The 25,122-nt window shown below is 46.4% G+C and carries 25 protein-coding genes and 1 tRNA gene; 10 read left to right on the top strand and 16 right to left on the bottom strand.

The window, feature by feature from the left end; genetic code table 11:
• Positions 1-93: 93 nt before the first annotated feature.
• Positions 94-1,488, bottom strand: coding sequence for an aspartate aminotransferase family protein (locus tag F9L33_RS12650; RefSeq protein WP_152143161.1), 1,395 nt, complete (start codon positions 1,486-1,488; stop codon positions 94-96).
• Positions 1,489-1,572: 84 nt separating this feature from the next.
• Entirely contained in the window at positions 1,573-2,211 is a 639-nt protein-coding gene (locus tag F9L33_RS12645) for a GntR family transcriptional regulator (protein WP_226804120.1), read from the bottom strand.
• A 168-nt stretch (positions 2,212-2,379) separates the two neighbouring features.
• On the opposite strand from F9L33_RS12645, the gene F9L33_RS12640 reads away from it, so the two are divergent.
• Genes F9L33_RS12640 through F9L33_RS12625 form a run of 4 tightly spaced genes read left to right on the top strand, consistent with a single transcriptional unit; the run spans position 2,380 to position 6,351 of the window.
• Positions 2,380-3,465: a polyamine ABC transporter substrate-binding protein gene (locus F9L33_RS12640; protein ID WP_152143160.1), complete on the top strand. Its 1,086-nt coding sequence runs from the start codon at positions 2,380-2,382 to the stop codon at positions 3,463-3,465.
• Between the two features lie 58 nt (positions 3,466-3,523).
• Positions 3,524-4,642 carry an ABC transporter ATP-binding protein gene (locus F9L33_RS12635; RefSeq protein WP_152143159.1) on the top strand — a complete coding sequence of 373 codons (1,119 nt, stop codon included), beginning with the start codon at positions 3,524-3,526 and terminating at the stop codon, positions 4,640-4,642.
• Between the two features lie 3 nt (positions 4,643-4,645).
• The gene (locus tag F9L33_RS12630) at positions 4,646-5,536 is read left to right on the top strand and encodes an ABC transporter permease subunit (protein ID WP_152143158.1); all 891 of its coding nucleotides are present in this window, start codon (positions 4,646-4,648) and stop codon (positions 5,534-5,536) included.
• Complete coding sequence (locus tag F9L33_RS12625; protein WP_152143157.1) at positions 5,533-6,351, top strand: ABC transporter permease; 819 nt, start codon at positions 5,533-5,535, stop codon at positions 6,349-6,351. Before F9L33_RS12630 ends, F9L33_RS12625 begins: the two co-directional genes overlap by 4 nt.
• A 10-nt stretch (positions 6,352-6,361) precedes the next feature.
• Here F9L33_RS12625 and F9L33_RS12620 read toward each other — a convergent pair.
• Positions 6,362-6,438, bottom strand: a tRNA-Arg gene (locus F9L33_RS12620).
• 5 nt (positions 6,439-6,443) lie between these two features.
• Positions 6,444-6,755 carry an ETC complex I subunit gene (locus F9L33_RS12615; RefSeq protein ID WP_152143156.1) on the bottom strand — a complete coding sequence of 104 codons (312 nt, stop codon included), beginning with the start codon at positions 6,753-6,755 and terminating at the stop codon, positions 6,444-6,446.
• A gap of 193 nt (positions 6,756-6,948) precedes the next feature.
• On the opposite strand from F9L33_RS12615, the gene uvrB reads away from it, so the two are divergent.
• On the top strand, positions 6,949-9,135 hold the full coding sequence (uvrB, locus tag F9L33_RS12610) for an excinuclease ABC subunit UvrB (RefSeq protein ID WP_152143155.1): 2,187 nt from the start codon (positions 6,949-6,951) through the stop codon (positions 9,133-9,135).
• Here uvrB and F9L33_RS12605 read toward each other — a convergent pair.
• The 4 genes from F9L33_RS12605 to F9L33_RS12590 form a co-directional block, all read right to left on the bottom strand.
• Positions 9,132-9,449, bottom strand: coding sequence for an antibiotic biosynthesis monooxygenase (locus tag F9L33_RS12605; RefSeq protein WP_152143154.1), 318 nt, complete (start codon positions 9,447-9,449; stop codon positions 9,132-9,134). The genes uvrB and F9L33_RS12605 overlap by 4 nt on opposite strands.
• Before the next feature lie 53 nt (positions 9,450-9,502).
• Positions 9,503-9,910: a universal stress protein gene (locus F9L33_RS12600; protein WP_152143153.1), complete on the bottom strand. Its 408-nt coding sequence runs from the start codon at positions 9,908-9,910 to the stop codon at positions 9,503-9,505.
• Between the two features lie 76 nt (positions 9,911-9,986).
• Positions 9,987-12,281: a glycosyl hydrolase family 28-related protein gene (locus F9L33_RS12595; protein ID WP_152143152.1), complete on the bottom strand. Its 2,295-nt coding sequence runs from the start codon at positions 12,279-12,281 to the stop codon at positions 9,987-9,989.
• A gap of 95 nt (positions 12,282-12,376) precedes the next feature.
• Positions 12,377-12,769 carry a DUF4864 domain-containing protein gene (locus F9L33_RS12590; RefSeq protein ID WP_152143151.1) on the bottom strand — a complete coding sequence of 131 codons (393 nt, stop codon included), beginning with the start codon at positions 12,767-12,769 and terminating at the stop codon, positions 12,377-12,379.
• Positions 12,770-12,946: 177 nt separating this feature from the next.
• Between F9L33_RS12590 and F9L33_RS12585 the strand changes: the two genes are divergently transcribed.
• From F9L33_RS12585 to F9L33_RS12575, 3 genes are read left to right on the top strand one after another with little or no spacing between them, the layout of a single operon-like run.
• Entirely contained in the window at positions 12,947-13,762 is an 816-nt protein-coding gene (locus F9L33_RS12585) for a sulfurtransferase/chromate resistance protein (RefSeq protein ID WP_152143150.1), read from the top strand.
• 4 nt (positions 13,763-13,766) lie between these two features.
• On the top strand, positions 13,767-15,035 hold the full coding sequence (chrA, locus tag F9L33_RS12580; RefSeq protein ID WP_226804134.1) for a chromate efflux transporter: 1,269 nt from the start codon (positions 13,767-13,769) through the stop codon (positions 15,033-15,035).
• Between the two features lie 4 nt (positions 15,036-15,039).
• Positions 15,040-15,480 (top strand): SRPBCC family protein, encoded by a 441-nt coding sequence (locus tag F9L33_RS12575; protein ID WP_152143148.1) that lies wholly within the window; start codon positions 15,040-15,042, stop codon positions 15,478-15,480.
• Here the strand turns inward: F9L33_RS12575 and F9L33_RS12570 are convergent.
• Entirely contained in the window at positions 15,469-17,118 is a 1,650-nt protein-coding gene (locus F9L33_RS12570) for a lysine--tRNA ligase (protein WP_152143147.1), read from the bottom strand. The two genes, F9L33_RS12575 and F9L33_RS12570, sit on opposite strands and share 12 nt — an antisense overlap.
• Before the next feature lie 99 nt (positions 17,119-17,217).
• On the opposite strand from F9L33_RS12570, the gene F9L33_RS12565 reads away from it, so the two are divergent.
• Positions 17,218-17,640, top strand: a complete 423-nt coding sequence (locus F9L33_RS12565) for a tellurite resistance TerB family protein (protein ID WP_152143146.1) — start codon at positions 17,218-17,220, stop codon at positions 17,638-17,640.
• Here the strand turns inward: F9L33_RS12565 and F9L33_RS12560 are convergent.
• Positions 17,637-18,812, bottom strand: coding sequence for an MFS transporter (locus F9L33_RS12560; RefSeq protein ID WP_152143145.1), 1,176 nt, complete (start codon positions 18,810-18,812; stop codon positions 17,637-17,639). The genes F9L33_RS12565 and F9L33_RS12560 overlap by 4 nt on opposite strands.
• A 74-nt stretch (positions 18,813-18,886) precedes the next feature.
• Here F9L33_RS12560 and F9L33_RS12555 point away from each other — a divergent pair, with 74 nt between their 5' ends.
• Complete coding sequence (locus F9L33_RS12555) at positions 18,887-19,861, top strand: GlxA family transcriptional regulator (RefSeq protein ID WP_152143144.1); 975 nt, start codon at positions 18,887-18,889, stop codon at positions 19,859-19,861.
• Between the two features lies 1 nt (position 19,862).
• On the opposite strand, the gene F9L33_RS12550 is transcribed toward F9L33_RS12555, so the two are convergent.
• From F9L33_RS12550 to F9L33_RS12525, 6 genes are read right to left on the bottom strand one after another with little or no spacing between them, the layout of a single operon-like run.
• On the bottom strand, positions 19,863-20,261 hold the full coding sequence (locus tag F9L33_RS12550; protein WP_152143143.1) for an ACT domain-containing protein: 399 nt from the start codon (positions 20,259-20,261) through the stop codon (positions 19,863-19,865).
• An 11-nt stretch (positions 20,262-20,272) separates the two neighbouring features.
• Entirely contained in the window at positions 20,273-21,736 is a 1,464-nt protein-coding gene (gene dacB, locus F9L33_RS12545; RefSeq protein WP_152143142.1) for a D-alanyl-D-alanine carboxypeptidase/D-alanyl-D-alanine-endopeptidase, read from the bottom strand.
• A gap of 44 nt (positions 21,737-21,780) precedes the next feature.
• The gene (locus F9L33_RS12540; RefSeq protein WP_152143141.1) at positions 21,781-22,377 is read right to left on the bottom strand and encodes a nicotinate-nucleotide adenylyltransferase; all 597 of its coding nucleotides are present in this window, start codon (positions 22,375-22,377) and stop codon (positions 21,781-21,783) included.
• Between the two features lie 3 nt (positions 22,378-22,380).
• Positions 22,381-23,229 (bottom strand): carboxylating nicotinate-nucleotide diphosphorylase, encoded by an 849-nt coding sequence (gene nadC / locus F9L33_RS12535; RefSeq protein ID WP_152143140.1) that lies wholly within the window; start codon positions 23,227-23,229, stop codon positions 22,381-22,383.
• 23 nt (positions 23,230-23,252) lie between these two features.
• On the bottom strand, positions 23,253-23,564 hold the full coding sequence (locus tag F9L33_RS12530) for an I78 family peptidase inhibitor (protein ID WP_193222039.1): 312 nt from the start codon (positions 23,562-23,564) through the stop codon (positions 23,253-23,255).
• Positions 23,565-23,574: 10 nt separating this feature from the next.
• Positions 23,575-25,122, bottom strand: a complete 1,548-nt coding sequence (locus tag F9L33_RS12525; protein ID WP_370452127.1) for an L-aspartate oxidase — start codon at positions 25,120-25,122, stop codon at positions 23,575-23,577.

Genomic DNA, 25,122 nt, shown 5'->3' with positions numbered 1-25,122 from the left:
CGCCTAGATGGTCAACTCCGAAGAACTACTAGGTAAAAAGTTTCCGATAGGTCAAATTCATATAAAATCTTTACTGAACCAACAGAAACCTGACTAAGCAGAAACCATCATACCATTTTTCTTTAAATATTTATGCGTTTGATCCAATGTTTTAACGGCGCGATCAACAAGAATGTCTGCCTCATCATGCGATAAAACCAAGGGCGGGCATATGATCATCGCGTCTCCGACGTGGCGCATGATTAAATTATTACCAAACGAATGTTCGCGAGCGATAAAACCTACAGTTCCTTTATCACTAGCAAAAGCTGCACGGTTAACTTTGTCAGGCGAAAGCTCAATTGCCCCCATCATACCAGTCATGCGCGCTTCACCAACCAATGCATGATCAGCCAAAGCCATCCACTTCTTTTGTAAATAAGGCCCGATATCATCACGTGCATAATCGACAATTTTCTCTTCTTCCAGAATACGTAGATTTTCCAATGCAACGGCACATGCAACGGGATGACCAGAATATGTGTAACCATGATTAAATTCATCAGAACCTATTACTTCTGCAATCTCATCAGTAACCACAGAGCCGCCAATAGGTAAGTAACCAGAACTTAATCCCTTCGCGATTGTCATGATGTCAGGGCTGATATTGAAGGTATCACTACCAAACCAATTGCCTGTTCGTCCGAAACCGCAAATCACCTCATCCGCAATAAGCAAAATTTCACGTTCATCACAGATACGTTGTATCTCAGGCCAATACGTTTCCGCAGGGATAATAACGGCCCCTGCCCCTTGAATTGGCTCAGCAATAAACGCAGCTACATTATCTTCGCCCAAGCGATCGATTTCAGCCTCTAATTTGCGCGCACAATGCAATCCAAATTCCTCAGGCGACATATCCCCACCTTCGCTATACCAATGCGGTTGATCGATATGCGTGACGTCGGGAATTGGCATACCACCTTGGGCATGCATCCCTTGCATCCCACCCAAGCTTGCGCTGCCCATACTAGACCCATGATAAGCATTCTTACGACTGATAATCGTTTTCTTAGTTGGTTTCCCTTTAAGTGCCCAATAATGGCGTACCATACGAATGTTTGTATCATTCGCCTCAGAACCTGAGCCCGCAAAAAACACATGATTCAAATCACCTGGCATCAATTCAGCTAACCGTGCTGCCAATGCAATCACAGGCGGATGGCTGGTTTGAAAAAACGTGTTATAATAAGGAAGCTGGTTCATTTGCGCGCTTGCGACATCCGCTAGCTCTTTACGTCCATACCCAATGTTCACACACCATAAACCAGACATTCCGTCCAGAATGCGTTCACCATCACTATCTGTTAGATACACACCACTTGCTTGCGTGATAACACGCGTTCCTTTTTTACCCAGCGCAGTATTAGCAGTGAAAGGGTGTATATGATGTGCTGCATCCAAAGCTTGCAGCTCGGCAGTCGGCAGGTGATTATCGATTAATGTCATGGTATCCTCTAATCGCTAAATTGCATTCATTTGAATACGACTTAAACTTAAAGAAATGAGTCCGTCAAATAATTTGATCAAATTTTAATCAAAGAGCTTTCGAACAATATCGAATCCTTGATCCATGTCTGCCAAAATAGCATCTCCGACCCCTTTGACATCACCGTTGGACAAAGCAGCAATTGTTTCATCATGACGATCTACCAATTGTTGCGTACCCCAGCGACCAGAAATAACGCGGTAAAGCGGACCATAGCGAAGCCATAAAGTTGAAACCATAGAATGTAGCAATTCAGACTGCGCTTCTGCATATAGAGTGAAATGAAATTGATGATTATATCGCATATAATCCAGAACATTCCCCTTTGCGATCGCGTCATTCAGCTTGGCGTCAATTGCTTTCATATTCTCAATAACATCAGGCGTTATATTTTCTGCTGCTTGCATCGCAAGCTTTGGTTCAATGCTACGTCTTACAAATGCGATATCCTCAAGGTCTTGCGCCCCTAAGTCGGGTAAACAAACACGGCGATTGCCTTGAAAGACGAGCGCGCCTTCCGCTGTTAAACGTCGAATGGCTTCACGTACTGGCGTCATGCCAACATCTAATTCATCCACTAAACCGTAAATTGTCACAGCTTGCCCTGGAGCCAATTCACCGTACAAAATCATTTCACGTAATTTGCGGTAAACCTGTTCATGTACTGGTATTTTAGTTGCCAAAGTAAGCCTCTTAATAGTCTTTTACGCGTCTATCTTTTAGACGGTTTTCTTGTTTTCAACTTGGTTTCTATCGTTTTCCATTTATCATCATAATAAGCAAAAGCTTGCTTTTGGTCAAAGATTTGATCAAATTTAAGGAAAACGAGTCGAATATTTAGGGAGAACACAATGAAACGATCTATTACTACGATGCTTACGGCCCTACTGGCCAGCACGGTTATAGCAAATGCAGAAGAGGTACGCGTCTATAACTGGTCCGACTATATTGATGAAGAACTGCTCACAAAATTCGAAACTGAAACAGGTATTAAATTAATCTATGACGTGTTCGACTCTAACGAAGTTCTAGAGACAAAAATGTTGGCGGGCAGCTCAGGTTACGATGTTGTTGTTCCTACAGGTGACTTCTTGCAACGCCAAATCACAGCGGGTGCTTTCCAGAAATTAGACAAAAGCAAGCTATCCAACAAAGGTAACATGTGGGATGTGATTGAAAACCGCACAGAACAATACGACCCAGGTAACGCTTATTCCATCAACTATATGTGGGGCACAACGGGCATTGGTGTAAATGTTGGTAAAGTTAAAGAAGTGTTAGGGGATGATGCTCCTATCGGTTCATTGGCGCTCGTACTAGATCCTGCAAACATGGAAAAACTTGCCAGCTGTGGCGTTCACATTCTGGACGCACCAACAGAAATCATCCCAGCAACCTTAGCCTATCTAGGCGAAAACCCAGACAGCCATGATCCAGAAGTGATCAAAAAAGCAGAACCTGTATTGGCTGCTGTTGCGCCATATGTGCAAAAATTCCACTCATCAGAATATATCAACGCGCTTGCAAATGGTGACATCTGTGTAGCCGTTGGTTGGTCTGGTGATGTTCTGCAAGCACGCGACCGCGCAGCTGAAGCAGAGAACGGCGTCGAGATTGCATATAACGCACCATCCGAAGGTGCTTTGATGTGGTTCGACCAAATGGCGATCCCAACAGATGCGCCAAACCCAGATGCAGCACATAAGTTCCTGAACTTCATCATGGATGCAGAAAACATGGCGGCCGCATCAAACTACGTTTACTTCGCAAATGGCAACAAAGCATCTCAGCCATTATTAGAGGAAGACGTTATCGGCGATCCAGCGATTTACCCTGATGATGAAACTGTGAAAAATTTGTACACAGCACGCCCTTATCCAGCCAAATTGCAGCGTGTCGTGACGCGTATGTGGACAAAGGTAAAATCTGGTCAATAATTTAATACAATAATCCCCGCACCCCATCGTGCGGGGATTACTTTTTAAAGGGTTCTCTATGTCTGCCGATGTCTTTGCTCCTTGGGAAAATCCCAAAGAAACACCACTTATCCGCTTTGAAAACGTAACCAAACGTTTTGGTGATTTTACAGCCGTAGATAATCTGACACTTGATATATATGAGCGCGAATTTTTTGCCCTATTGGGTGCATCTGGCTGTGGCAAAACCACATTGATGCGTATGCTTGCAGGGTTTGAAAGCCCAACCGAGGGCCGTATTACACTAGCTGGCGAAGACATCGCCCCTATTCCAGCCAACAAACGACCAGTAAACATGATGTTTCAATCATACGCGTTATTTCCACATCTAAGCGTCGCAGATAACATCGCTTTTGGCTTGAAACGCTCCGATATGCCCGCATCCGAAATTGATGGGCGTGTTGATGAAATGCTTGGCATGGTACAGCTACGCCAATTCGCCAAACGTAAACCACACCAGATTTCTGGCGGCCAACGCCAACGCGTGGCACTCGCACGTTCTTTAGCCAAGAACCCAAAAGTTCTATTGTTGGATGAACCTCTTGCAGCACTCGATAAAAAGCTGCGCCAAGAGACGCAGTTCGAACTAATGGACATCCAAGAAAAGCTTGGCACCACATTTATGATCGTCACCCACGACCAAGAAGAAGCCATGACAGTCGCCAGTCGTGTGGCTGTTATGAACACGGGTCAGATAAAACAAATAGCAACACCAGATGCGATATATGAGCGCCCGAATTCAAGCTATGTTGCTGATTTTATCGGTGAAGTTAATTTGATTGATGGTAAGATCACCTCTAGCACAGAGAAATCTTGTAAGATCGCATGGCAAGGCGGAACCATAACGGCACAACCTCCTTCTAAGCTCAAGAAAGACACAGAAGTTCGTTTTGCTGTCCGCCCTGAAAAAGTATCGATCGCTACTGCAAAACCCAAAAGTGGCAATGCCGTTCAAGGTAAAGTCTTAGACATTGCATATCTCGGTAATATTTCAACCTACTACGTCGAAACCGCCACAGGTCAAACAATCAAAGCGCAAATCGCAAATGCACGCCGCTTGTCTCGCCGCAGCTTTACATGGGAAGATCCTGTTTGGCTGTCATGGTCAGACACCGCTGGCATTGTGTTGACGGAATAATCCATGCGCCGCGCTGTTGTCATATTAATCCCCTATCTCTGGCTAGTAGCATTGTTTCTAGTTCCTTTTGGGATCGTCCTGAAAATATCACTATCCGACATAGCAACGGCAATACCACCATACACACCTAACTTCGATTTTTCGGCTGGATGGGCTGGATTCAAAGAGTTCTTATCCCAATTAGATTTCGAAAACTTCATATGGTTGACCGAGGATGATCTCTATTGGAAAGCTTACCTCTCCAGTTTAAAGATCGCGATCATATCAACAATATTGACACTCTTGGCAGGTTTCCCAATCGCATACGCAATGGCCCAAGCCCCAAAAGAATGGCAGCCAACGCTGATGATGTTGATCATCCTACCATTTTGGACAAGTTTCCTGATCCGCGTATACGCATGGATGGGCATATTATCGACCGAAGGTTTCTTGAACCAATTCCTACTTTGGATCGGCCTAATCGATAGCCCACTGCAAATACTGAATACTGATTGGGCCGTCTATATTGCGATTATCTACACCTATATTCCATTTATGATTTTACCGATCTATGCGACTTTGGAAAAATTAGACCCATCCTATTTAGAAGCAGCCGAAGATTTAGGGTGTTCACGCACACAGGCTTTCTGGTCCGTCACAGTACCGCTTTCAAAACCAGGCGTTATCGCAGGGTGTTTCCTTGTCTTTATCCCAGCTGTTGGCGAATTTGTGATCCCATCACTGTTGGGTGGATCAAAAACTTTGATGATCGGCAAAGTCTTATGGGATGAATTCTTTGCCAACCGCGATTGGCCTGTGGCATCAGCCGTAGCGATCATCCTATTACTGATCCTCGTGATCCCAATCGTCTTGTTCCAAAAACAACAAGAACGCCAACAAGAGGCGGATTCATGAAACGGTTTACCCTCTTCAACGCTACGTCCTTAACGCTCGGTTTTGCATTTCTATACGTCCCAATCCTTATTTTGGTGATCTACAGCTTCAATGCTTCACGCCTTGTAACTGTCTGGGCTGGATTTTCCACCAAATGGTACGGCGAACTTTTACAAAACCAACAATTCTTAGATGCAGCATGGGTAACGCTAAAGGTTGGTTTGATATCATCATCAATCGCAACAGTTCTTGGCACAATTGCTGCCCTAGTCCTCGTACGTGGCGGTAAATTTCGCGGACGCACACTATTCAGCGGCATGATCTACGCCCCACTGGTTATGCCAGAAGTGATCACAGGCCTATCCCTTCTCCTCCTATTCATCGCCGCAGGCGTGGATCGCGGTGTATTCACAATCGTCCTAGCACATGCAACTTTTTCCATGTGCTATGTATCCGTTGTCGTATCATCCCGGTTAATCTCATTTGATCAGAGCATCGAAGAAGCCGCCTATGATCTGGGCTGCACACCGTTTGATGCGTTTAAATCCGTCACTCTGCCAATCATTGCTCCAGCCGTAATATCTGGTTGGCTCTTAGCGTTCACACTGTCCCTAGATGATCTGGTCATCGCCAGCTTTACGACGGGCCCCGCTGCAACGACTTTACCTATAAAAATCTACAGCGCTGTACGACTTGGCGTCAGCCCTGAAATCAATGCACTCTCAACGCTCTTGATTGGCATTGTCACCATTGGCGTCATCACCGCATCCATAGCAACAAAACGCGCAGCTGTGCACCGTAAACGCCAAGAAGAGCTTGCATCACAAAACAATTAATATTGAAGAATGGCGATCCCATCAGGACTCGAACCTGAAACCCCCTGCTTAGAAGGCAGGTGCTCTATCCAGTTGAGCTATGGGACCGTACCTTAGTGTGTCCAAACACTTCGCCTATTTGTGGCAAAGTTTTCGCCATAACCACCATTACGAACATTTGGTTTGCGTTTTTGCGGCTCGGACACCGTATAAGCAATCCCTTTTCCAGTCGCATACTCAATCGCAGCTTCTTTGCTTTCGAAAGTCAATTTCACTTGTGCATTCATATCACCTGAACTTGTCCACCCCATCAAAGGGTCCACTTTGCGTGCTTCTTCAGGGGCAAATTCCAAAATCCAAGTTTTAGTCTTTGCTTGTCCAGATTGCATTGCATTACGTGCAGGTTGGTAAATACGTGCGAGCATGATTGCCTCAAACTGATTGCTTATATGCTTATCGCCAAAACGAACAAAAGGTGCAAGCCTCTGTCTACATTCTAATCGTTTTTTTATTGCAATTAATAAAGCTACACAATCTAAGGTTAATTAAATATTTCACCAACAGCCTTGAACTTTCCGACAACTGCTGCATGTTCGTCTAAAAGGAAAAACTTGCAGAATGTCGCAATCATCACCGCCTCTTTTGAACACACCAGACCGCCATGCCAAGATCAAATTGGAAGGTGGTCGTAAAATTGTGATGAATACCGAGTTCGAACCTGCAGGTGACCAACCCACGGCAATTGCCGAACTGGTAGAAGCCATCAATGAAGGTGAACAAAATCAGGTTCTACTAGGCGCAACAGGTACAGGCAAAACATTCACCATGGCCAAAGTGATAGAAGCTACACAACGGCCAGCTATCATCCTTGCACCAAATAAAACGCTTGCGGCACAATTATATGCCGAATTCAAAGGCTTCTTTCCAGATAACGCTGTCGAATATTTCGTCAGTTACTATGATTATTACCAACCAGAGGCCTATGTTGCACGGTCTGACACGTATATCGAAAAAGAAAGCCAGATTAACGAACAAATCGACCGCATGCGCCACTCTGCAACACGAGCACTACTTGAACGCGATGACGTGATCATCGTGGCATCCGTTTCTTGCATTTACGGTATCGGGTCTGTTGAAACCTATACAGCAATGACCCAAGACTTGATTTCTGGCAACGAATACGACCAGCGTAAAATCATGGCCGATCTTGTGGCCCAACAATATCGTCGCAACGATCAAGCATTCCAACGTGGGTCATTTCGCGTCCGTGGTGATACATTGGAAGTCTGGCCTGCCCACCTTGATGATCGCGGCTGGCGTTTTTCCTTCTTTGGCGAAGAACTAGAAGGCATCACCGAGTTCGACACACTAACAGGTGAAAAAACGGGCACCTTGGAAACCGTACGTATCTATGCGAATTCACACTACGTGACGCCACGCCCAACGATGCAACAAGCAATCAAAGGTATCAAAGCAGAACTGGAAATTCGCCTAAAGCAGTTCGAAAAAGATGGTAAACTACTGGAATACCAACGTTTAGAGCAACGCACAAAATTCGATCTTGAAATGTTAGAGGCCACAGGCGTATGCGCAGGCATCGAAAACTATTCTCGTTACCTCACAGGCCGCGCACCCGGCGAAGCCCCACCGACCCTATTCGAATATATCCCAGATGATGCCATCGTATTTGCGGACGAATCCCATGTATCCGTCCCCCAAATCGGCGGCATGTATAAGGGTGACTTTAATCGCAAGAATACCCTCTCCGAACACGGCTTCCGTTTGCCATCCTGTACGGATAACCGCCCTCTTAAATTCGAAGAATGGGATGCTATGCGCCCTCAATCGATCTTCGTGTCCGCTACCCCGCAAAAATGGGAACTGGCACAAGCCCAAGGCGTGTTTGCAGAACAAGTCATTCGACCAACAGGCCTACTAGATCCACCTGTAGAAATTCGTCCTGTAAACACTCAAGTCGATGATCTGTTATCAGAAATCCGTATTGTTGCCGCAGAAGGCAACCGCGTTCTAGTCACCACACTCACCAAACGCATGTCCGAAGACTTGACCGAATACCTACATGAACAAGGTATTCGCGTGCGCTACATGCACTCTGACATTGATACAATCGAACGGATCGAAATCCTGCGCGATCTGCGCCTTGGTGCCTTCGATGTTCTGATCGGCATCAACCTATTACGCGAAGGTTTGGATATCCCAGAATGTGCACTCGTCGCGATCCTTGATGCTGATAAAGAGGGTTTTTTACGGTCAGAAACATCTCTCGTACAAACCATCGGACGCGCTGCGCGAAACGCAGAAGGTCGCGTGATCATGTATGCTGATAAAATCACTGGTAGTATGGAACGCGCATTAAGCGAAACCAACCGACGCCGCGCAAAACAACAGGCCTATAACGAAGAGCACGGCATCACACCAACAACAATCAAAAAGAACGTAGAAGATGTTCTAGAAGGTGTCTTTGGCGCAGATACAGACGAAAGTCGTATCACCGCAAAAGTCGATAAAAAGCCAATGGTTGGTGAAAACCTACAAACACATCTGGATAGCTTGCGTAAAGATATGCTGAAAGCAGCAGAGAACTTAGAATTTGAAGAAGCCGCCCGCATTCGCGATGAAGTCAAACGGCTGGAAGCTGTGGAACTTACAATCGCTGATGACCCTCTTGCACGACAATCTGCTGTAGATGCGGCCGTAGAAGACGCCGTTAAACGTGGTGGTCGAAGTACCGCCGGTAAAGGTGGCACACGGACGTATCGTGGCAAGTCGCAAAAGAAATTTTAAAACACTGCCGCGACATCATACATCACAGGCTCAAAGCTCTTACACATCTCGTTGATGACACGGTTCCGTTTGCGCATCTCATCTGTGCGTAACATCGCTTGAAAGTCACCGCGATCTTCCCATTGTGAATAGTTGGCGATACGCGTCTGTGCATCATTCACATGTAACCCAGCGGCTATAAACCCTGATTGCTTACTAATCACTTCGCGATAAGCGTCTGTTAGCAAATCAAGCAAGTCCTGACATGTGCCAGGGGTAACTTCAAAAGTGGTTAATACGGTTTGGGCAGATGTATCGGTTTTAATATGGGGCATCAGAAATCTCCTTTGCCCCAATCTATCATACAGTTGGGCATTCCCAAAACATCTTAGCGTGTAATATGCACCGCACAGGTTGCATGACGCACAACACGTGAAGCCGTCGATCCTAACAAGTAATCGTGGTACGTTGGGCGATGCGATGAAACGATAATACAATCCACATCATTCTTACCCGCATATTCCAAAATAGAATTGGCCGAATGTCCAATGATCACTTCCACTCCGCTACCAGGCAGTTCTTTTGCATCTTCCAAAAGCTTCTTTTCTAGCTTTTTAGCATTCCGCTCCATCTGTTCCTGCGGCAACTCTAAGGCCACATAAGTTGGCAGTGCTTCTATAACGGAAAATAACGTAATGCGCCCGCCCTCTTTACTTAAATGAGAGGCAACATTGAACGCATCCGTCATGTCACGTTCATGGTCAGGCGCAATGGTTAAAAGAATATGTTTATACATGGTCAGTCTCCTTTGTTCCCTTGAAATTACCAGAGGGAACAAAGGCGTTCTTTGATCTATATCATGTCAGACAATATTAATTTGGCGTGTCACTTCGCACAGTGACTTGCACTTGCCCTTTAACAGGCTTTGACCATGTCACATTAAATTCAGCTCTATTACTCCCCTGCCCAACAGATGCATAAGGTTGCTCAAAAACACCTCGGTTTGCAGCGTCTAAAATTTGCCCTTCTGGAACAATTGCCGTTACCGTCTTTGTGTGCCCACCAAATGGTAAATGATCCGAAACATCATTCGCCCACGATTGGCTGGGGCTCGTCCGTGAAACACTTACAGTTACAGGGTTTTCCATACGATCACTCACAGAATGATATGTATTACCAGTTACTGTTACGTTTCTGGCTCTGGTGTGGTTTAATTCCGCGTGCGTCGTATCAACCGTCTCAACTCGATCTAAAGAAGGTCCATTCACCGCCTTGAACAAGTTATTCGCAACTGTGAAACCATTTAGATAATGGTTCGTTCCAAACGGCTTTAACTGAATAAAACGGAACCATTTGTCTACGCCAGTCGAAAAGAAGATATTCCCTGTCAGGGTAAAAGACCCAAATGAAAATCCCGTCACCAAATCTGGCGTCGGATCATACTCATTCGTCCACTGCAGATAGCAATTATCAACGTAATTGCCCTGAAACGTATTTTTACAATTCGCAATTGTGAAAATCATACCCGCTGTACGGTCCCCAACCCCCGCATTATCGCCTTGAAAGAAATGGTTCCCAGTAATGATGTTTCCAGTTCCGCCAATCACACCAAAATGTTTGTATCTTATTGCACGATTGTCGCGGCATTTGATATCATTCGCATTACAATTAAAAGCAATAGACTTGCGATCTCCAACATCCAAAGCTTGTTCATCTGACAAAAACTGGCACCGGTCAATCAACATACCAGAGCACCCGCTACCAATGGATGTGATACAGCGGTCCTTATTATTAGAAAAGAAGCAGTCTTTGAAATGATAAATTAGCCCATTTGGCGAAATCATAACAGCACTCGCCAAACTACGTCCATTGAAGTCGACACTATCGAATGTAAATCTTGCTATACGTGTAAACCCACTAAAGTCCATCATATATTTGAACCGCGTAAACGTATACGTCTGCGATGCAGGTGCCCCCCAAAGCGGGTTGCTCAATGTGATCGTGCCACTGCCCACATCAACAGCACGTACATAAATTTCAACACCAACACCAACACCTTCTATCAATGCTCCAACTGGGATAGATGCAATATTTGCAACATCTGTTAAGCGGTTGGGGTCACTTGCCGAATAAGATGCGGTTGAAGTGGTAATCTCATCACCCCAACTCGCATTGTTCCTAGCTTCAAATTGTCCATTACAAACCACACGGCGCGATGCAAACGTATCCCTATTCCCAACCGCTGCATGTAAATCAATAGGTTCATCCAAGACTATGCTATATCCATCTAGGTCTAATGTGTCATGATCGGTAAAATTCAACAGCGCTTGGAAAGCTTTCTTAAAGGCTAAGGTCTCATTCCCAAAAGCATCTAAGTACGCCCCATAAGAATAATTTTGTGTAATCTGTAAAATAGCGGCATCAGGCATCACCAAAGTTCCTTGAAAACGCACTCGCGATGCAAAGGTCACTGTACGAGCCAAGTAGAATGTCCCCTCAGAAATTAACACATCCCGTCCGTTGGCAGCTTGATCAGCCGCTTCAAATGCAGCTGTATCATCTGTGGTACCATCCCCAACGGCCCCAAAATCTTTCACATCTACCACGTCTAATAGATCTGATTGAAATACTGAGGTCACATCTTCAACAATAATATCCTCAATACGGACAACACCTCCCGTATTCCCAGTTAGATCTAAACCAAAGTGGCCAAAGGTTGCATTCCGCCCCCAAACCATATCCACGCCAGTGCGTGATCCAGACCCAACAATCGCGCTCACCTCAACAACCTCACCGTAAGTCGTCAACTGTTCAGCAGCACCAATCTCAACAACCCCGTTCAAATGCGTACCATTTGATCCCCCAGCCCAAGCGCCTATACGCACAGCAGGCAAAACGCCAGATATCGCCTTCACACGTACGCGCACCCGTAAATAACATCCTGTCTCTATTGGCGTCTCATACAAAGCACGTAATTTTTGTACGTCTTGTGTTTTGACCAACTCTAAACAAGTGCCAAAATCCGCATCCGCAGCAATCAAACTGGCATTAGGCGCCCCATCATAAGTTGGGTCGCCCGCCAAACCATCTTCGCTAGACCATACATCTAATCCATCCCCAAATGCAGGTGGCGTTAAGATGATACCTTCTGTAATAACTTTGTTCATAATAATTCCTCTTCGAACACACCCAAACGGGTCATCACTCCGAAGTTGAATTTATCTATGAAATATTAATGCAAAATTTGACCAGCGTACGCTGCTTAGGCTTTAGGGGCTTCTGAAACGCTTACGCCTTTGATTTTCCAGCCTGTTTCAGTCTGCTCCATGACATAATGCGCAATAAACAACCGCCCAGCCTCATCTTTCAACTCAACCTTCTGCAACCATTCACCAGCCTCATCACTTAATTTCGCGAATCGAAATGATGCTGGTCTATGCACCATGGGGTACCCACGTTGCACCATCGTGCCAAATCGGTCAGCGGTTCCAAACAAACGAACAATATTGGGGGCAGCAAAGGTAAATGCCGTGTCAAAATCATCTGCTAAAAACGCATTAATCTGGCCAGATATCACCCTTTGAATATCTGTCTCTTGCGCTTTCACAGGAAACGCCATGACCACAAAAATAAAAAATGCCCGCAATAACATCATAACTTTCCCTCCACACGATACCGTTTAAAATTAGTTTTAAAATGCTAGCTGTCAAATCCTCCCCCTTGACGAAAGACCATATTCTGTAAAAACTGCCTACATGGGGACCGCGAATGCCCCGTGAGGCGCCAGCCCAAGTTTCGCATCCGATAACCCTAACCAAAGGAAGGATGCGCTATGCCCGCCCCAACAGAAATCACACCAAGCCAACTGAACCGTCTAATCGGCACCCCAGACTGCCCAATCATCATCGACGTCTGCACCGACGAAGATTTCAACCAAGACCCCCGCCTGATCCCAAGTGCACGTCGTCATTGTTTCACCAAAATCGAAGAACTCATTCCAGAACTACAAGGACAGAAGACCGTCCTGATATGCCACAAAGGTCTAAAACTCAGCCAAGGTGCCGCTGCATTGTTACGTCACCACGGCATTCAATGCGAAACCGTCCAAGGTGGCATCGTCGGTTGGCGTGATGCTAACCTTCCCCTAATCCCCACAAATAAGGTACCTTTTCAACCTGATGGCAGCACCCTATGGGTGACACGCCACCGCCCAAAAATAGACCGCATCGCCTGCCCATGGTTGATCCGCCGTTTCATCGACCCAAAGGCAAAGTTTCTATTCGTTTCACCATCCCAAGTCCTAAACGTCTCTGAAAAATTCAACGCCACACCGTTTGACGTCGAAGATTGTTTTTGGACACACGATGGTGACGCCTGCACATTTGATAAAATGGTCACAGAATTCGATCTCAAAATCCCTGCCCTAAAAAGACTCGCAACAATCGTACGCGGTGCAGACACAGACCGCCATGACATCGCACCAGAAGCGGCAGGCCTGATGGCAGCTTCTTTAGGGCTGTCACGCATGTACAAAGATGATATCGCGCAACTGGATGCAGGTATGCTGCTATATGATGCCTTCTATCGTTGGACCCGTGATGCCTCGGATGAAACGCACGATTGGCCTACGAATGGCGCAAAAGGATAAGACGATGACGACCAAACCGACCTTATCCGAAGCCTTTCGCGTCTGGGGCAAAATCGGCGTGCTTTCTTTTGGCGGCCCAGCCGCCCAAATTGCAATGATGCACCGTGAAGTTGTTGACGACAAAAAATGGCTCACAGAAAAACAGTTCTTAAATGCACTCAGCTTTTGCATGCTCCTACCAGGTCCAGAAGCCATGCAACTCGCCACCTATGCAGGGTGGCGTATCAACGGACTATTGGGCGGTCTTATCGCTGGGCTCCTCTTTGTCATCCCCGGCGCTCTGGTCATCCTAGCTCTAGCAACACTTTATGCCTACCTTGGTACAGTCCCAATCGTAGAGGCGCTTTTCCTCGGCATCAAAGCCACCGTCGTCGTGATAGTAATCGAAGCATTACTGCGTGTCTCAAAGAAAGCTTTAAAACGAACCGATCATTGGATCATAGCTGGCCTGTCTTTCGTAGGCATATTCTTCCTAAACATCCCCTACCCATTGATTGTCTTAATCGCAGCCCTCTACGGCCTATTCTTCAATGACAAATCATCGGAACCCGAAGAAGAAATCCAACACAGGCAACCTATTACCAAAACCTTGAAAACCATCGCAATTTGGCTCGCCATCTGGTGGGCACCCATCCTATTGCTCGATATAATCACAGAAACCAGCATCTTAAATGAAATCGCCTATTTCTTCTCTAAGCTTGCAGTCGTAACTTTCGGCGGCGCCTATGCTGTTCTTGCTTATATGGGCCAAGACGTCGTAACGCTCAAAGGCTGGCTCACAGCAGGTCAGATGATGGATGGCTTAGGTTTAGCCGAAACCACCCCTGGCCCCCTAATTCTCGTCACCGAATTCGTAGGTTTCCTAGCAGGCTTCGCCGCAGGCGGTTTGTGGCTGGGCGTAGCAGCAGCCATCGTCACCCTATGGGTCACCTTCACCCCCTGTTTCCTATGGATATTCGCAGGTGCTCCCTACATTGACTGGATCGGCACACAGCCCCGCCTGCGTGGTGCATTATCTGCCATCACAGCGGCAGTCGTTGGTGTCATCCTAAACCTCTCAATCTGGTTCGCACTCCATGTATTTTTCGACACAGTAACGAAAACCAAAACAGGCCTGCTCACACTCTGGCTACCAGAGCTTTCAACCATCAACCCAATCGTCATGGCTCTCGCAATCCTGTCAGGATATTTATTGCTCAAGCGTCATTGGAATGTGGTTGGCGTCCTAGCCCTGTCCGCTATACTCGCCCTAGGTGTTTCACAAATCGGGTAAAGCCATGCCGAAAACAATCCAGATCATTCACGATTACGCAGTTCCACCAAAAAAACTATGGGACTTGGTCACAGACTACGATGCCTTAGAGCAAGTGATGAAAGGCATCGTCAGCTATACAGGCACCCCAAGCGGACAACTTCAAGCAGGTCAAAAAATGGATATCGAAGTGTCTCTATTCGGCAGGCTCCCAAAACAGCCTTATTACATGGAAGTCGTGTCCTGCAATCACGACCAAATGATCGCACAATCGTTTGAACGTGGCGCAGGTGTGAAAAGTTGGCGCCACAATATGCACGTGACCCCCACAAAAACAGGATCACGTCTAACAGATACAATTGAAATTGATGCGGGGCTTATGACCCCCATCTTCGTTTTATGGGCGCGCTTCATATACAAAGCACGCCACAAACCAAGACTGCGTTTGCTTGGCTTAGGCGAGTAATTCGCCTTTCAAACCGCTTTCGATCAACGCAATGGTTTCATCAACACCGTAAAGCGCTGCAAAACCACCAAAGCGTGGCCCTTGGGATGCACCCAACAGAACTTCATAAATCGCTTGGAACCAATCACGCAGGTTTTCAAACCCATGGTTCTTACCCACAGCAAAAACCAACGCTTGCAAATCATCCCCATTGTCCAAAGCATAGGCCGATAAATCAGCAGGCTCTTTCCCCATATCAGCGTTCTTTTTGTCGATCATAGCTTTCGCCACATCGACATCTTTCAAACCTGCCATCAAATCTGTCAACGCTGCACGTTCCTGATCACTTGGCGTGCGGAACACCTTCGTTGGCTTCACAAAGTCATGGTAATACCGCACCGCAAAACCAGCCGCTTCATCCATCACAGGGTTTGCCTCTGGTGATGCATCAGGCGCATATTTATTGATAAAACCCCACATCGCATCCTTTGTCTCGGCACTCGAAACAGAGGCCAAATTCAACAACATCGCAAACGGCACAACCATATCGGATTGGGGCACATCACCCTTGTGAATGTGATACACAGGATTGTTCAACTGTTGCGCTGGCTCCTGATCCACATAAGCCCGCAATTGCTGATGATACTCATCCACGGCCTTAGGGATCACATCAAAATGCATCCGCTTTGCCGTGTTCGGTTTTTGATACATGAAATATGACAGGCTTTCAGCAGACGCATATGTCAGCCATTCATCAATCGAAACACCGTTGCCTTTAGATTTCGATATCTTCTCGCCTTTTTCATCCAAGAACATTTCATAGAAATAATGTGCAGGCGCAGGCGCACCCAAGATACGGCAAATCTTATCGTAAATATGCGTATTCGTTGAATGGTCCTTACCATACATCTCGAAATCCACGCCCAAAGCGGCCCAACGTGCGCCAAAGTCTGGTTTCCATTGCAACTTCACATTGCCACCTGTCACAGGCAGCGTTGTTTCTTCGCCATCTTCATCATCAAACGTGATCGTACCATCCACAGCATTCACAGACTTCATTGGCACGTACAACACACGACCAGATTTTGGTGAAATAGGCAGGAAAATCGAATATGTCTGCGCACGTTCAGCCCGCAAGCTTTCCAACATCACAGCCATGATCTCATCATACTTTTCAACAGCGCGTAAAAGCACCTGATCAAAAGCACCCGAACGGTAATACTCTGTTGATGAATAAAACTCGTATTCAAACCCAAAAGTATCCAAGAAACGGCGCAGCATCGCATTGTTATGCGCACCAAAACTGTCATGCGTGCCAAACGGATCAGGCACATCCGTTAATGGCTTTTGCAAATGTTCTTCCATCATCTCTTGCTGTGGAACATTGCCCGGCACTTTGCGCATCCCATCCAAATCATCGGAAAAGGAAACCAGCTTCGTTGGAATATCACTCAACACCGTAAACGCATGCTGGATCATCGCAGTCCGCGCAACCTCACCAAACGTGCCGATATGTGGCAAACCAGATGGGCCATAACCCGTTTCGAATAAAACATACCCCTTTTCAGGTGTGCCCTTTTTGAATCGTTTCAAAAGCTTGCGCGCCTCATCAAAGGGCCAAGCTTTAGATTTCATCGCAATTTCGCGCAATTCAGACATTGTTCTATCCATTAAGGTTGTTTTCAAACACTCACCTATTGCTCCAAACGAGGTTGGTCAATAATATCGGGGGGTAATTCATATAAAGAGTCGACAAAGATGACACAAACACATGCTCCATGGACCCACCAAGACGCATTAGTTGCCATGATGGTGGCTGGCGCTGTCTCAGACGAAGCCATCAAAACGCTAGAAATGTTGTCTATTCAACGTATCGTCGATCATTTGCCAATTTTTGCAGACTATGATGAAGCACGTCTTAAAACAATTTCTCAAACTGTTTTCGATCTTTTTGAAGAAGAGGACGGCTTAGATGCCCTATTTGGCCTTGTCCGCGCAGCACTGCCAGAAAAACTATACGAAACATCCTATGCTCTATGCTGCGATGTTGCAGCGTCTGATGGGCGTTTACGTGAAGAAGAGTTACGCTTTCTACAAGAAACACGCTACGAATTGAACTTAGATCGCCTGTGTACGGCAGCAATCGAGCGCGGCGCTCGTGCGCGTCATATGACAGCTTAACTTTGTAATTGCACCTTCTGAGCAACAACAAACCAAAGCAACATAGACACTGCAATCACTGGCAATACAGAGATAGCAATCGCGGTCCAACCGATACCCACATACAGCGCACCAGATGCGAGTGATGCAACAGACCCCGCAATGGCTAAAATCGTATCGTTCGTTCCTTGCACCAATGGCTTTTCTTCTGCGCTTAACGATATCTGCAACAAATGCGTCGCACCAATAAACCCAAAGTTCCAACCGATGCCCAACAGAACAAGCGACATATAAAAATGTGTCAGCTCAATTCCCGCAATAGCCGTCATAGCTGACCCCGCAAGGATTATCATACCCGTCGCAATAACCTTTGACACACCAAACCGTTGGATCAGTGATCCCGTGAAAAACCCAGGTGCAAACATCGCAACCACATGCCATTTGATAACATCAGCGGCTTGATCATCCGCAAATCCGCATCCAACCATAGCCAGTGCTGTTGGCGTCATAATCAACAACATAACACCTTGTGAAACTGCCGCTGCAGCAATCGCGAAAATAACAACAGGCCTGCGAAACAATGCTTTACGTACATCCTTAGACGCTTGTCCTTTTGGCATAACGGAAACGGTTGCAAGCTGCCCAATCGCTAATACAGGCAACAGACCAATAACGCCTAATACAGCAACAGCCATATAAGCCCCTGCAAACAGAACTGGAGACAACAAATCTTTGGAATAAGAGAATATCTCTGGCCCTATAAAGGCCGCAACCAAGCCAGACGCCAAAGTATATGAAATCGCTTTAGCTTTGTACTTTTCATCAACAGCTTCAGCCGATGCAAAACGGAAAAAGTTAATACCTACTAATGCGCCACCCAATAATAAATGGGCGACACACAACAATATGAAACTTCCAGACATCAATGCGGTAACACCACATAGTCCACCGACAATGATCATAACTGCACTCAGTAAAAAGCCCTTTTTACGCCCAGCCCGCCCCATATAAAGTGACATAGGAGCAGCAACCAATATACCTGCAATCATTTGTACAGATGGTGGTAAAGTCGCTGCTGTGGGAATGGGGGATAAATACCCACCAGCCAAACCACCTAGAATGATCAACATCGGCATAGGCGCACCAAGTATGATATTAGAGATCAAGATCAATACAAAATTTCGATTCAGCATTATCGTTTTCCAAATAAGTTAGCTGTAAATTTATCAGATTGCTTATTGGCGTAAATGTCATATGATAGTCAATTATGGACAAACCTCATCGCCACATTGATATCTTATTATTCGACAACGTCAGTATCCTAGACATCGCAGGCCCTGCACAAGCTTATGAAGCGGCAAATGAAGGGCAGAATGCATTCTACAAAACACGTTTCGTTTCTATGGATGGCAGACCCGTTAAATCATCATGCGGTTTAACACTATGTCCAGATGCTGTAGCCAGTACAAACAGCTTTGCCAATGACCTGATCATTCCTGGAGGCAAAGGCACAGATCATATGCTTAAAAATACTAATCTTAAGGCATTGATTACAGATTGGCAGAAAACAAGCCAGAATAGACGCCTCATCTCAATCTGTTCAGGCGCTTTACTATTGGCGAACACAGGACTGCTAGACGGACAGAAAGCCACAACACACTGGAGCAGAGAAGCACAGGCAACAAACTTATTCCCAAAAGTGAATTGGCTCCTCAACCAGCTTTATACAATCGAAGATACCATTATGACCTCCGCAGGGATAACCTCTGGCATCGACTTAACACTTGCAATCATCCGCAAAGATTGCGGCCCGCAAGTGGCTTTATCAGTCGCGCGTGAATTGGTCGTCTATTTGCAACGGTCTGGCGGGCAAAGCCAATTCGCCAATATCTTGCAAGCTCAGTTCAATACAGAAGGTATGCTAAGCAAATTGGTAGAACAGATCATACAGCAGCCCAACCACCCATGGGATTTGGCAATGATGGCAGATCATATAAATATGACGCCCCGCACATTATCCCGCCGTTTTAAATCTGAACTGGGTGCATCACCTGTGAATTTTCTAGAACAAGTCAGGGTCAAACAGGCTTGCGATGTCTTAAATGCGGGCATGTCCGTTGGTAAAACAATCGAACACTGCGGATTTGGCGACTTTCAACGTATGCAACGTGCTTTCAAACGACATCTCATGACAACTGTTGGGGCATACCAAAAACGATTTGCGCCCACAGAAAACTTGTAAATCAAACAGATGCAATCAATTCCCGTAAACCACCCATTGCAGCGGGCACTTTTTCCACCTGAATAAACAAATGGTCATGGTAAAACCCCGCAACAGGGTTCACGCCCATATCTAACTTGCTCAGATGTGTCGCAATCCGCGCCATAAATCCAACAGCCTCTAGCGATGAATGAATGTTCAATGTGATCATCTGGCACAAAAACTCGCCTTCTAATCCCAGCCGTTCAGCCTCTTCTTTGAGAACAATCAAAGTCGTCCCTTCTGCCTCTTCAAAAACCATCTTCGCCTTTGCGCGCGTAACAATTTCCGTATCCGTTGTTGTCGCGAAAACATAGTGTTCAGGGTATAAAACTGGTTCCATAGACCCGATCAGTGTATCTAAATCCATCTCACCAGACATATACGCGCCCTTTATGTCCCATAAGTTTGCACCCAATGCCTGATCAACTGATGTTGCATCACGCGTGACTTACGTGCCCAAGCTTTACCACCCGTAGGCCGTTCACGATCCTTTTTCGCAATCTGACCACGTTTTTTTTGATCCGCAGTAAACACAGCAAATGCCAATTTGCGCCCATTCGGGCACGTAATGTATCCAGACAACGCACTCGCAAAATTCAAAGTCCCTGTTTTGACAACAACCTTGGCCCCTTTAATAGGTGCCTTTTTAAACTGTGCATTACGCAGTGTAATCTCTTTCATAATAGGTCGCAGTGGCCCATTCCATTTCGCATTCACCAGCAACCGCGCCATTTCATGCGCAGAAATTCGGCTGTCAGATCCAAGTCCCGAATGATCCACAAACCGCGCACCGCGCACACCGTAAGTCGCCTCCAACCAATCTGTCATTGCTTTACCGGAATTACGCAGATTATGGGCCTTTGCCCCACGTTTCACACTCGCAGACAGACCAAGCGTTTCTGCCGTCATATTCGTAGAATATTTAATCATCGACTTTGATAACTGACGAACGGTGCTACTTTCCCAAACCGCAATTGGCGTCCCAGAAACTTGCCGCGTCACCACTTTATGCTTTGGCACACGAATACCATTGATCGCAGCCACAGATTGAAACACCTCACCCGCATAATCCGCAGGTTGGCGTACAGGCAACCAACGACTGCCCCCTTTGCCAAGGGCCGATTGTGCAACCGACCAATGATCCGCCCCATTCACAGAACGGTATTTGAAAACGGGCAAATCACGGTTTTTCACTGCCATTTTAATACCGCGCACATTGGGTGAATATTTCTTCGCCCGCGCAAACATATCCACATCATAGCCTTTGGTACTGCGTTTCCATTGGAAAAACACACGGTTAAAGTTCAGATTCAATCCAGAAATCGTCGGGTTATACCCAACATGACTGGGTTGTGTTTCATCAATTTGCGGCTGATATGGCAATGCCCCAGAATAGACTAAAAACTTACCCTTAACCGATTTCACACCAGCCTTTTTCAACTGACCAACCAAAGATCCCAACGCGTCTGTATCCAAACGCGGGTCACCAGAGCCCTCTAAAATCAGGTTGCCTCTTAAAACACCGTTTTGAATCGATCCTGTCGTTAACAAACGCGTCTTATATGTGCTTTCCGAACCCAAAGTAGACATCGCATAAAGTGCTGTTGCCGCTTTCGTCACACTTGCAGGCGGTAAAGCTTTCGACCCATTATGGCTTTCCAAAACACGCCCAGTAACAGCATCCATCACCACAATGCTTTTCGATCCAGACAGACCAGCGCCTGCAACAATCGTACCAATTGAGTTCTTAATCTTCAGATCTTGCCCAAATACAGGCACAGCAGCCAAAGCAGCGAAAGCAAATGCCAAAATATGGCGTCTGTTCGGTTTTAAACTTGATAAAATATCATTCATAACAACACAGTAAACGGGCGACCACCTCTATGGCAATTCACTTTTTACCAATCACCACGTTTTCTGATCTCTGTGGATGACATATCGACCATCGGTCCATTCAACAGGCTCCAACACGGTGCTGAACGAAATGGCAAAGCCGTAGAGCGCCGCGCAGACAAACGCGACTTTGAAAACCGTCGCGCCGCAGGTGAACTGCCCGCCATAACTTGTTCTTCTGGACGCGCTAAAACACCAATTGGTAATGTCATCATAATATCATCCCAGCGATCCCATTTATGGAAATTTGCCAGATTATCTGCACCCATTAACCAAACAAACCGCACATCAGAATAAATTGCCAACAACCGTTCCAACGTTTCCGCCGTATACCGCGTGCCCAACTGACATTCTAAATCTGTGACCTTAATCCGAGGGTGTTGCACCAATTCTTCACAAGCTGCCATGCGCCGTTCAAGCGATGCAGGTCCTCGTTTTTTCAAGGGGTTTCCAGGCGATACAAGCCACCAAACTTGATCCAAGCCAAACTCTTTCAAAGCCCACTTAGAAATATGCAAATGCCCATTATGTGGCGGATCAAACGATCCCCCCAAAAGGCCTACACGCAGACCAGAGGTTGCTATCGGAAACCCATTCTTCAAAGCTTAAAAATCCAAACCCAAATCAAGGTTCGTCACAGTATGCGTTAGCGCCCCAACCGAAATGTAATCCACACCTGTTGCCGACACTTCCGCAATCCGTTCCAACCGCATATTCCCACTAGCTTCAACGACCATAGCACCGTCAACAATACCAACTGCCGATGTCATATCCGCATTACTCATATTATCTAACAACACCACATCAGCGACACCAACCTTTAACACTTCTTCAAGTTGGCTCAAGTTATCCACCTCAATCTCAATACGGCGCATGTGCGATGCAAACTCGCGTGCACGTGTCAGTACATCCTCAATAGACCCCGCTGCTGCAATATGATTGTCCTTAATCATAATCGCATCATTCAATCCAAAACGGTGGTTCGATCCCCCCCCATGACGCACAGCTTCTTTTTCCACCAACCGCAAACCAGGTGTCGTTTTGCGCGTACAGGTGATCTTGGCTTTTGTACCCTTAGTTTCCGCAACAAAAGCAGCCGTCATCGTTGCAATTCCAGACAGACGCCCTGCAAGGTTCAACGCCACACGCTCCCCCATCAAAATCGCTTTGGCATCACCCGTAATTGTCATCGTCACATCACCAGCTTTTGCAACGCCACCATCAGGGATAAGCGTTTCCACTTTCAAAGATGGATCAACCGTATGAAAAGACAAACGCGCCAATTGCATACCAGAAATAACCCCAGCATCACGCGCATTCATTCGCGCACCATATACAGTACCATCAGGAATAACTGCACGGCTGGTCACATCGCCTGCGCCGCCTAAATCTTCATCTAAAGAGCGAGAGATTAAATCCTGTAGTAAAAAATCTGGAATAGAAGCGTGGTTCATTGGAATATCCCTCATCTTATCAGTCAATAGCACTTAATATTATCGATCAAACCAGCCTCATTGATCAAAAAGTTAACCCTGGTTTCGATATAATCTGCGGTAACTATTGTATTTGGGTGGATGATACGGTGTAGCTTAGGCAATTCAAGCGCCTTTAATGCGTCTGATTTTTCACCAATAAGATCAATATAATCACCCGCAGGGCATTGCGGTGAAATGGCGGGCGTTTCCCTCACTGCGTTCTTTTGCACGGTATCTTGATCTTCTTGACATGCTCCCAAAACGAAAAAAACGCTCGTCAGTAAACATACCTTAGCAATATTTTGTAAAACCATAATGCCCTCCTTACAAACGATCCCGCAAAGCAATCGCTTCTTCATAAGTAATCTCGGTACGGTGCTGCAAACTGTCGTCCTTATCAGGGTAATCCGTACGATAATGCCCCCCACGGGACTCTTTACGATTATACGCAGCAGCCGCAATCAATGTTGCCGCTGCCAACATATTATCGAAATTTGTCGAAACATCACCATGACGATCTGCTAACTCACGTAAATCCCGCAAGGCCTGCGCAATACCATCCCCATCGCGCATCACACCAACTTTAGATGACATAATCGCACGCAGTTCCATAACAGCATCTTCATCAACGTATTTAAATCCAATATCAGGTGTCTTCAGCCCATCGACATAGGGCTGCCCGCCATTAGATTTAATCGCCTTAATCATACCGTCTGCCGCCGTAGCAGCATAAACCAAAGCTTCCAACAAACCGTTTGATGCCAATCGGTTAGCCCCATGTAACCCTGTTGAAGACGCCTCACCAGAAACCCAAAGCCCTTTGATCGAAGACTTGCCAGCCTTATCTGTCGCCACACCACCCATGTGATAATGTGCGGCTGGCACAATCGGGATGGGTTCCTTAACTGGATCAATCCCAGATTGCTGGCAATACCGATAAACCGAAATGAACTCATCCTTGATATGTTCGCCAATCGCTTCGCGTGTATCCAACATCGGCACATTGCCCATTTGATGTTGGCGAAAATTCTCACGTGCCACAATATCACGTGGTGCCAGCTCTGCATCTGGATGCACATCCAGCATATAACGTTCACCATGCTTGTTGATCAGGATCGCCCCTTCCCCACGCAACGCTTCGGTTGCCAGTGGGTTTGGATCAATTCCAACATCCATAGCCGTCGGGTGAAACTGCACAAACTCTGCATCAGCAATCACAGCACCCGCACGCGCAGCCATTCCCACAGCCAAACCACGCACAGATGGTGGATTGGTTGTTTTTAGATACAGGCTCCCTGCCCCACCAGCGGCCAGTAAATAAGCTTTGGCCTGAATCACATAAGGCGTCGTATTGTCCTCTGACACCACAACGCCTTGCATTTCATTATTCTCGACCAACAACTCTAGTGCAGTCGCCCCTTCGATCACAGTAATCGACGGCGTTTCCGCCACTTCCTTGATCAGGGTTTCCATGATCGCAGCACCTGCCTGATCGCCCTTCACCCGTACAACGCGGGCAAACCCATGTGCAGCTTCTTTGGACATCACAAAACCGCCGTCATCCGTACGGTCAAACGGTGTGCCAACCTCGGCCAACTCTAAAACATGTTCTTTCGCCTGTGATGTCACAAAAGATGCAATATCCGCATCCACAATCCCATCACCCGCATTCACCGTATCTACAGCATGCGCTTCGGGCGTGTCATTCTTATGCATCGCTGCCGCAACACCGCCCTGCGCCCAAGCACTCGATGCACCATAACCAAGTGGTTTCGGCGACAACACAGTCACAGGACGTGGTGCCAAACTTAGCGCGGCATACAGGCCCGCAAGGCCTGCGCCAATAATCAAAATATTATGTTGATCGTTCAA

Source organism: Amylibacter sp. SFDW26 (genome assembly GCF_009184395.1).
Lineage (GTDB): Bacteria > Pseudomonadota > Alphaproteobacteria > Rhodobacterales > Rhodobacteraceae > Amylibacter.
The sequence above is the reverse complement of the archived record's forward strand: the minus strand, read 5'-3'. Positions and strand labels throughout refer to the sequence as shown.

Bases quoted from the DNA above. Each gene is read 5' to 3' on its own strand.
- F9L33_RS12615 (WP_152143156.1), bottom strand. From the start codon at position 6,755: ATGCTCGCACGTATTTACCAACCTGCACGTAATGCAATGCAATCTGGA.
- F9L33_RS12595 (WP_152143152.1), bottom strand. From the start codon at position 12,281: ATGAACAAAGTTATTACAGAAGGTATCATCTTAACGCCACCTGCATTT.
- F9L33_RS12555 (WP_152143144.1), top strand. From the start codon at position 18,887: ATGGACAAACCTCATCGCCACATTGATATCTTATTATTCGACAACGTC.
- F9L33_RS12565 (WP_152143146.1), top strand. From the start codon at position 17,218: ATGACACAAACACATGCTCCATGGACCCACCAAGACGCATTAGTTGCC.
- F9L33_RS12605 (WP_152143154.1), bottom strand. From the start codon at position 9,449: ATGCCCCATATTAAAACCGATACATCTGCCCAAACCGTATTAACCACT.
- nadC (WP_152143140.1), bottom strand. From the start codon at position 23,229: ATGAACCACGCTTCTATTCCAGATTTTTTACTACAGGATTTAATCTCT.
- F9L33_RS12600 (WP_152143153.1), bottom strand. From the start codon at position 9,910: ATGTATAAACATATTCTTTTAACCATTGCGCCTGACCATGAACGTGAC.
- F9L33_RS12590 (WP_152143151.1), bottom strand. From the start codon at position 12,769: ATGATGTTATTGCGGGCATTTTTTATTTTTGTGGTCATGGCGTTTCCT.
- uvrB (WP_152143155.1), top strand. From the start codon at position 6,949: ATGTCGCAATCATCACCGCCTCTTTTGAACACACCAGACCGCCATGCC.
- F9L33_RS12640 (WP_152143160.1), top strand. From the start codon at position 2,380: ATGAAACGATCTATTACTACGATGCTTACGGCCCTACTGGCCAGCACG.
- F9L33_RS12635 (WP_152143159.1), top strand. From the start codon at position 3,524: ATGTCTGCCGATGTCTTTGCTCCTTGGGAAAATCCCAAAGAAACACCA.
- F9L33_RS12630 (WP_152143158.1), top strand. From the start codon at position 4,646: ATGCGCCGCGCTGTTGTCATATTAATCCCCTATCTCTGGCTAGTAGCA.
- dacB (WP_152143142.1), bottom strand. From the start codon at position 21,736: ATGAATGATATTTTATCAAGTTTAAAACCGAACAGACGCCATATTTTG.
- F9L33_RS12570 (WP_152143147.1), bottom strand. From the start codon at position 17,118: ATGTCTGAATTGCGCGAAATTGCGATGAAATCTAAAGCTTGGCCCTTT.
- chrA (WP_226804134.1), top strand. From the start codon at position 13,767: ATGACGACCAAACCGACCTTATCCGAAGCCTTTCGCGTCTGGGGCAAA.
- F9L33_RS12530 (WP_193222039.1), bottom strand. From the start codon at position 23,564: ATGGTTTTACAAAATATTGCTAAGGTATGTTTACTGACGAGCGTTTTT.
- F9L33_RS12560 (WP_152143145.1), bottom strand. From the start codon at position 18,812: ATGCTGAATCGAAATTTTGTATTGATCTTGATCTCTAATATCATACTT.
- F9L33_RS12550 (WP_152143143.1), bottom strand. From the start codon at position 20,261: ATGTCTGGTGAGATGGATTTAGATACACTGATCGGGTCTATGGAACCA.
- F9L33_RS12585 (WP_152143150.1), top strand. From the start codon at position 12,947: ATGCCCGCCCCAACAGAAATCACACCAAGCCAACTGAACCGTCTAATC.
- F9L33_RS12650 (WP_152143161.1), bottom strand. From the start codon at position 1,488: ATGACATTAATCGATAATCACCTGCCGACTGCCGAGCTGCAAGCTTTG.
- F9L33_RS12575 (WP_152143148.1), top strand. From the start codon at position 15,040: ATGCCGAAAACAATCCAGATCATTCACGATTACGCAGTTCCACCAAAA.
- F9L33_RS12625 (WP_152143157.1), top strand. From the start codon at position 5,533: ATGAAACGGTTTACCCTCTTCAACGCTACGTCCTTAACGCTCGGTTTT.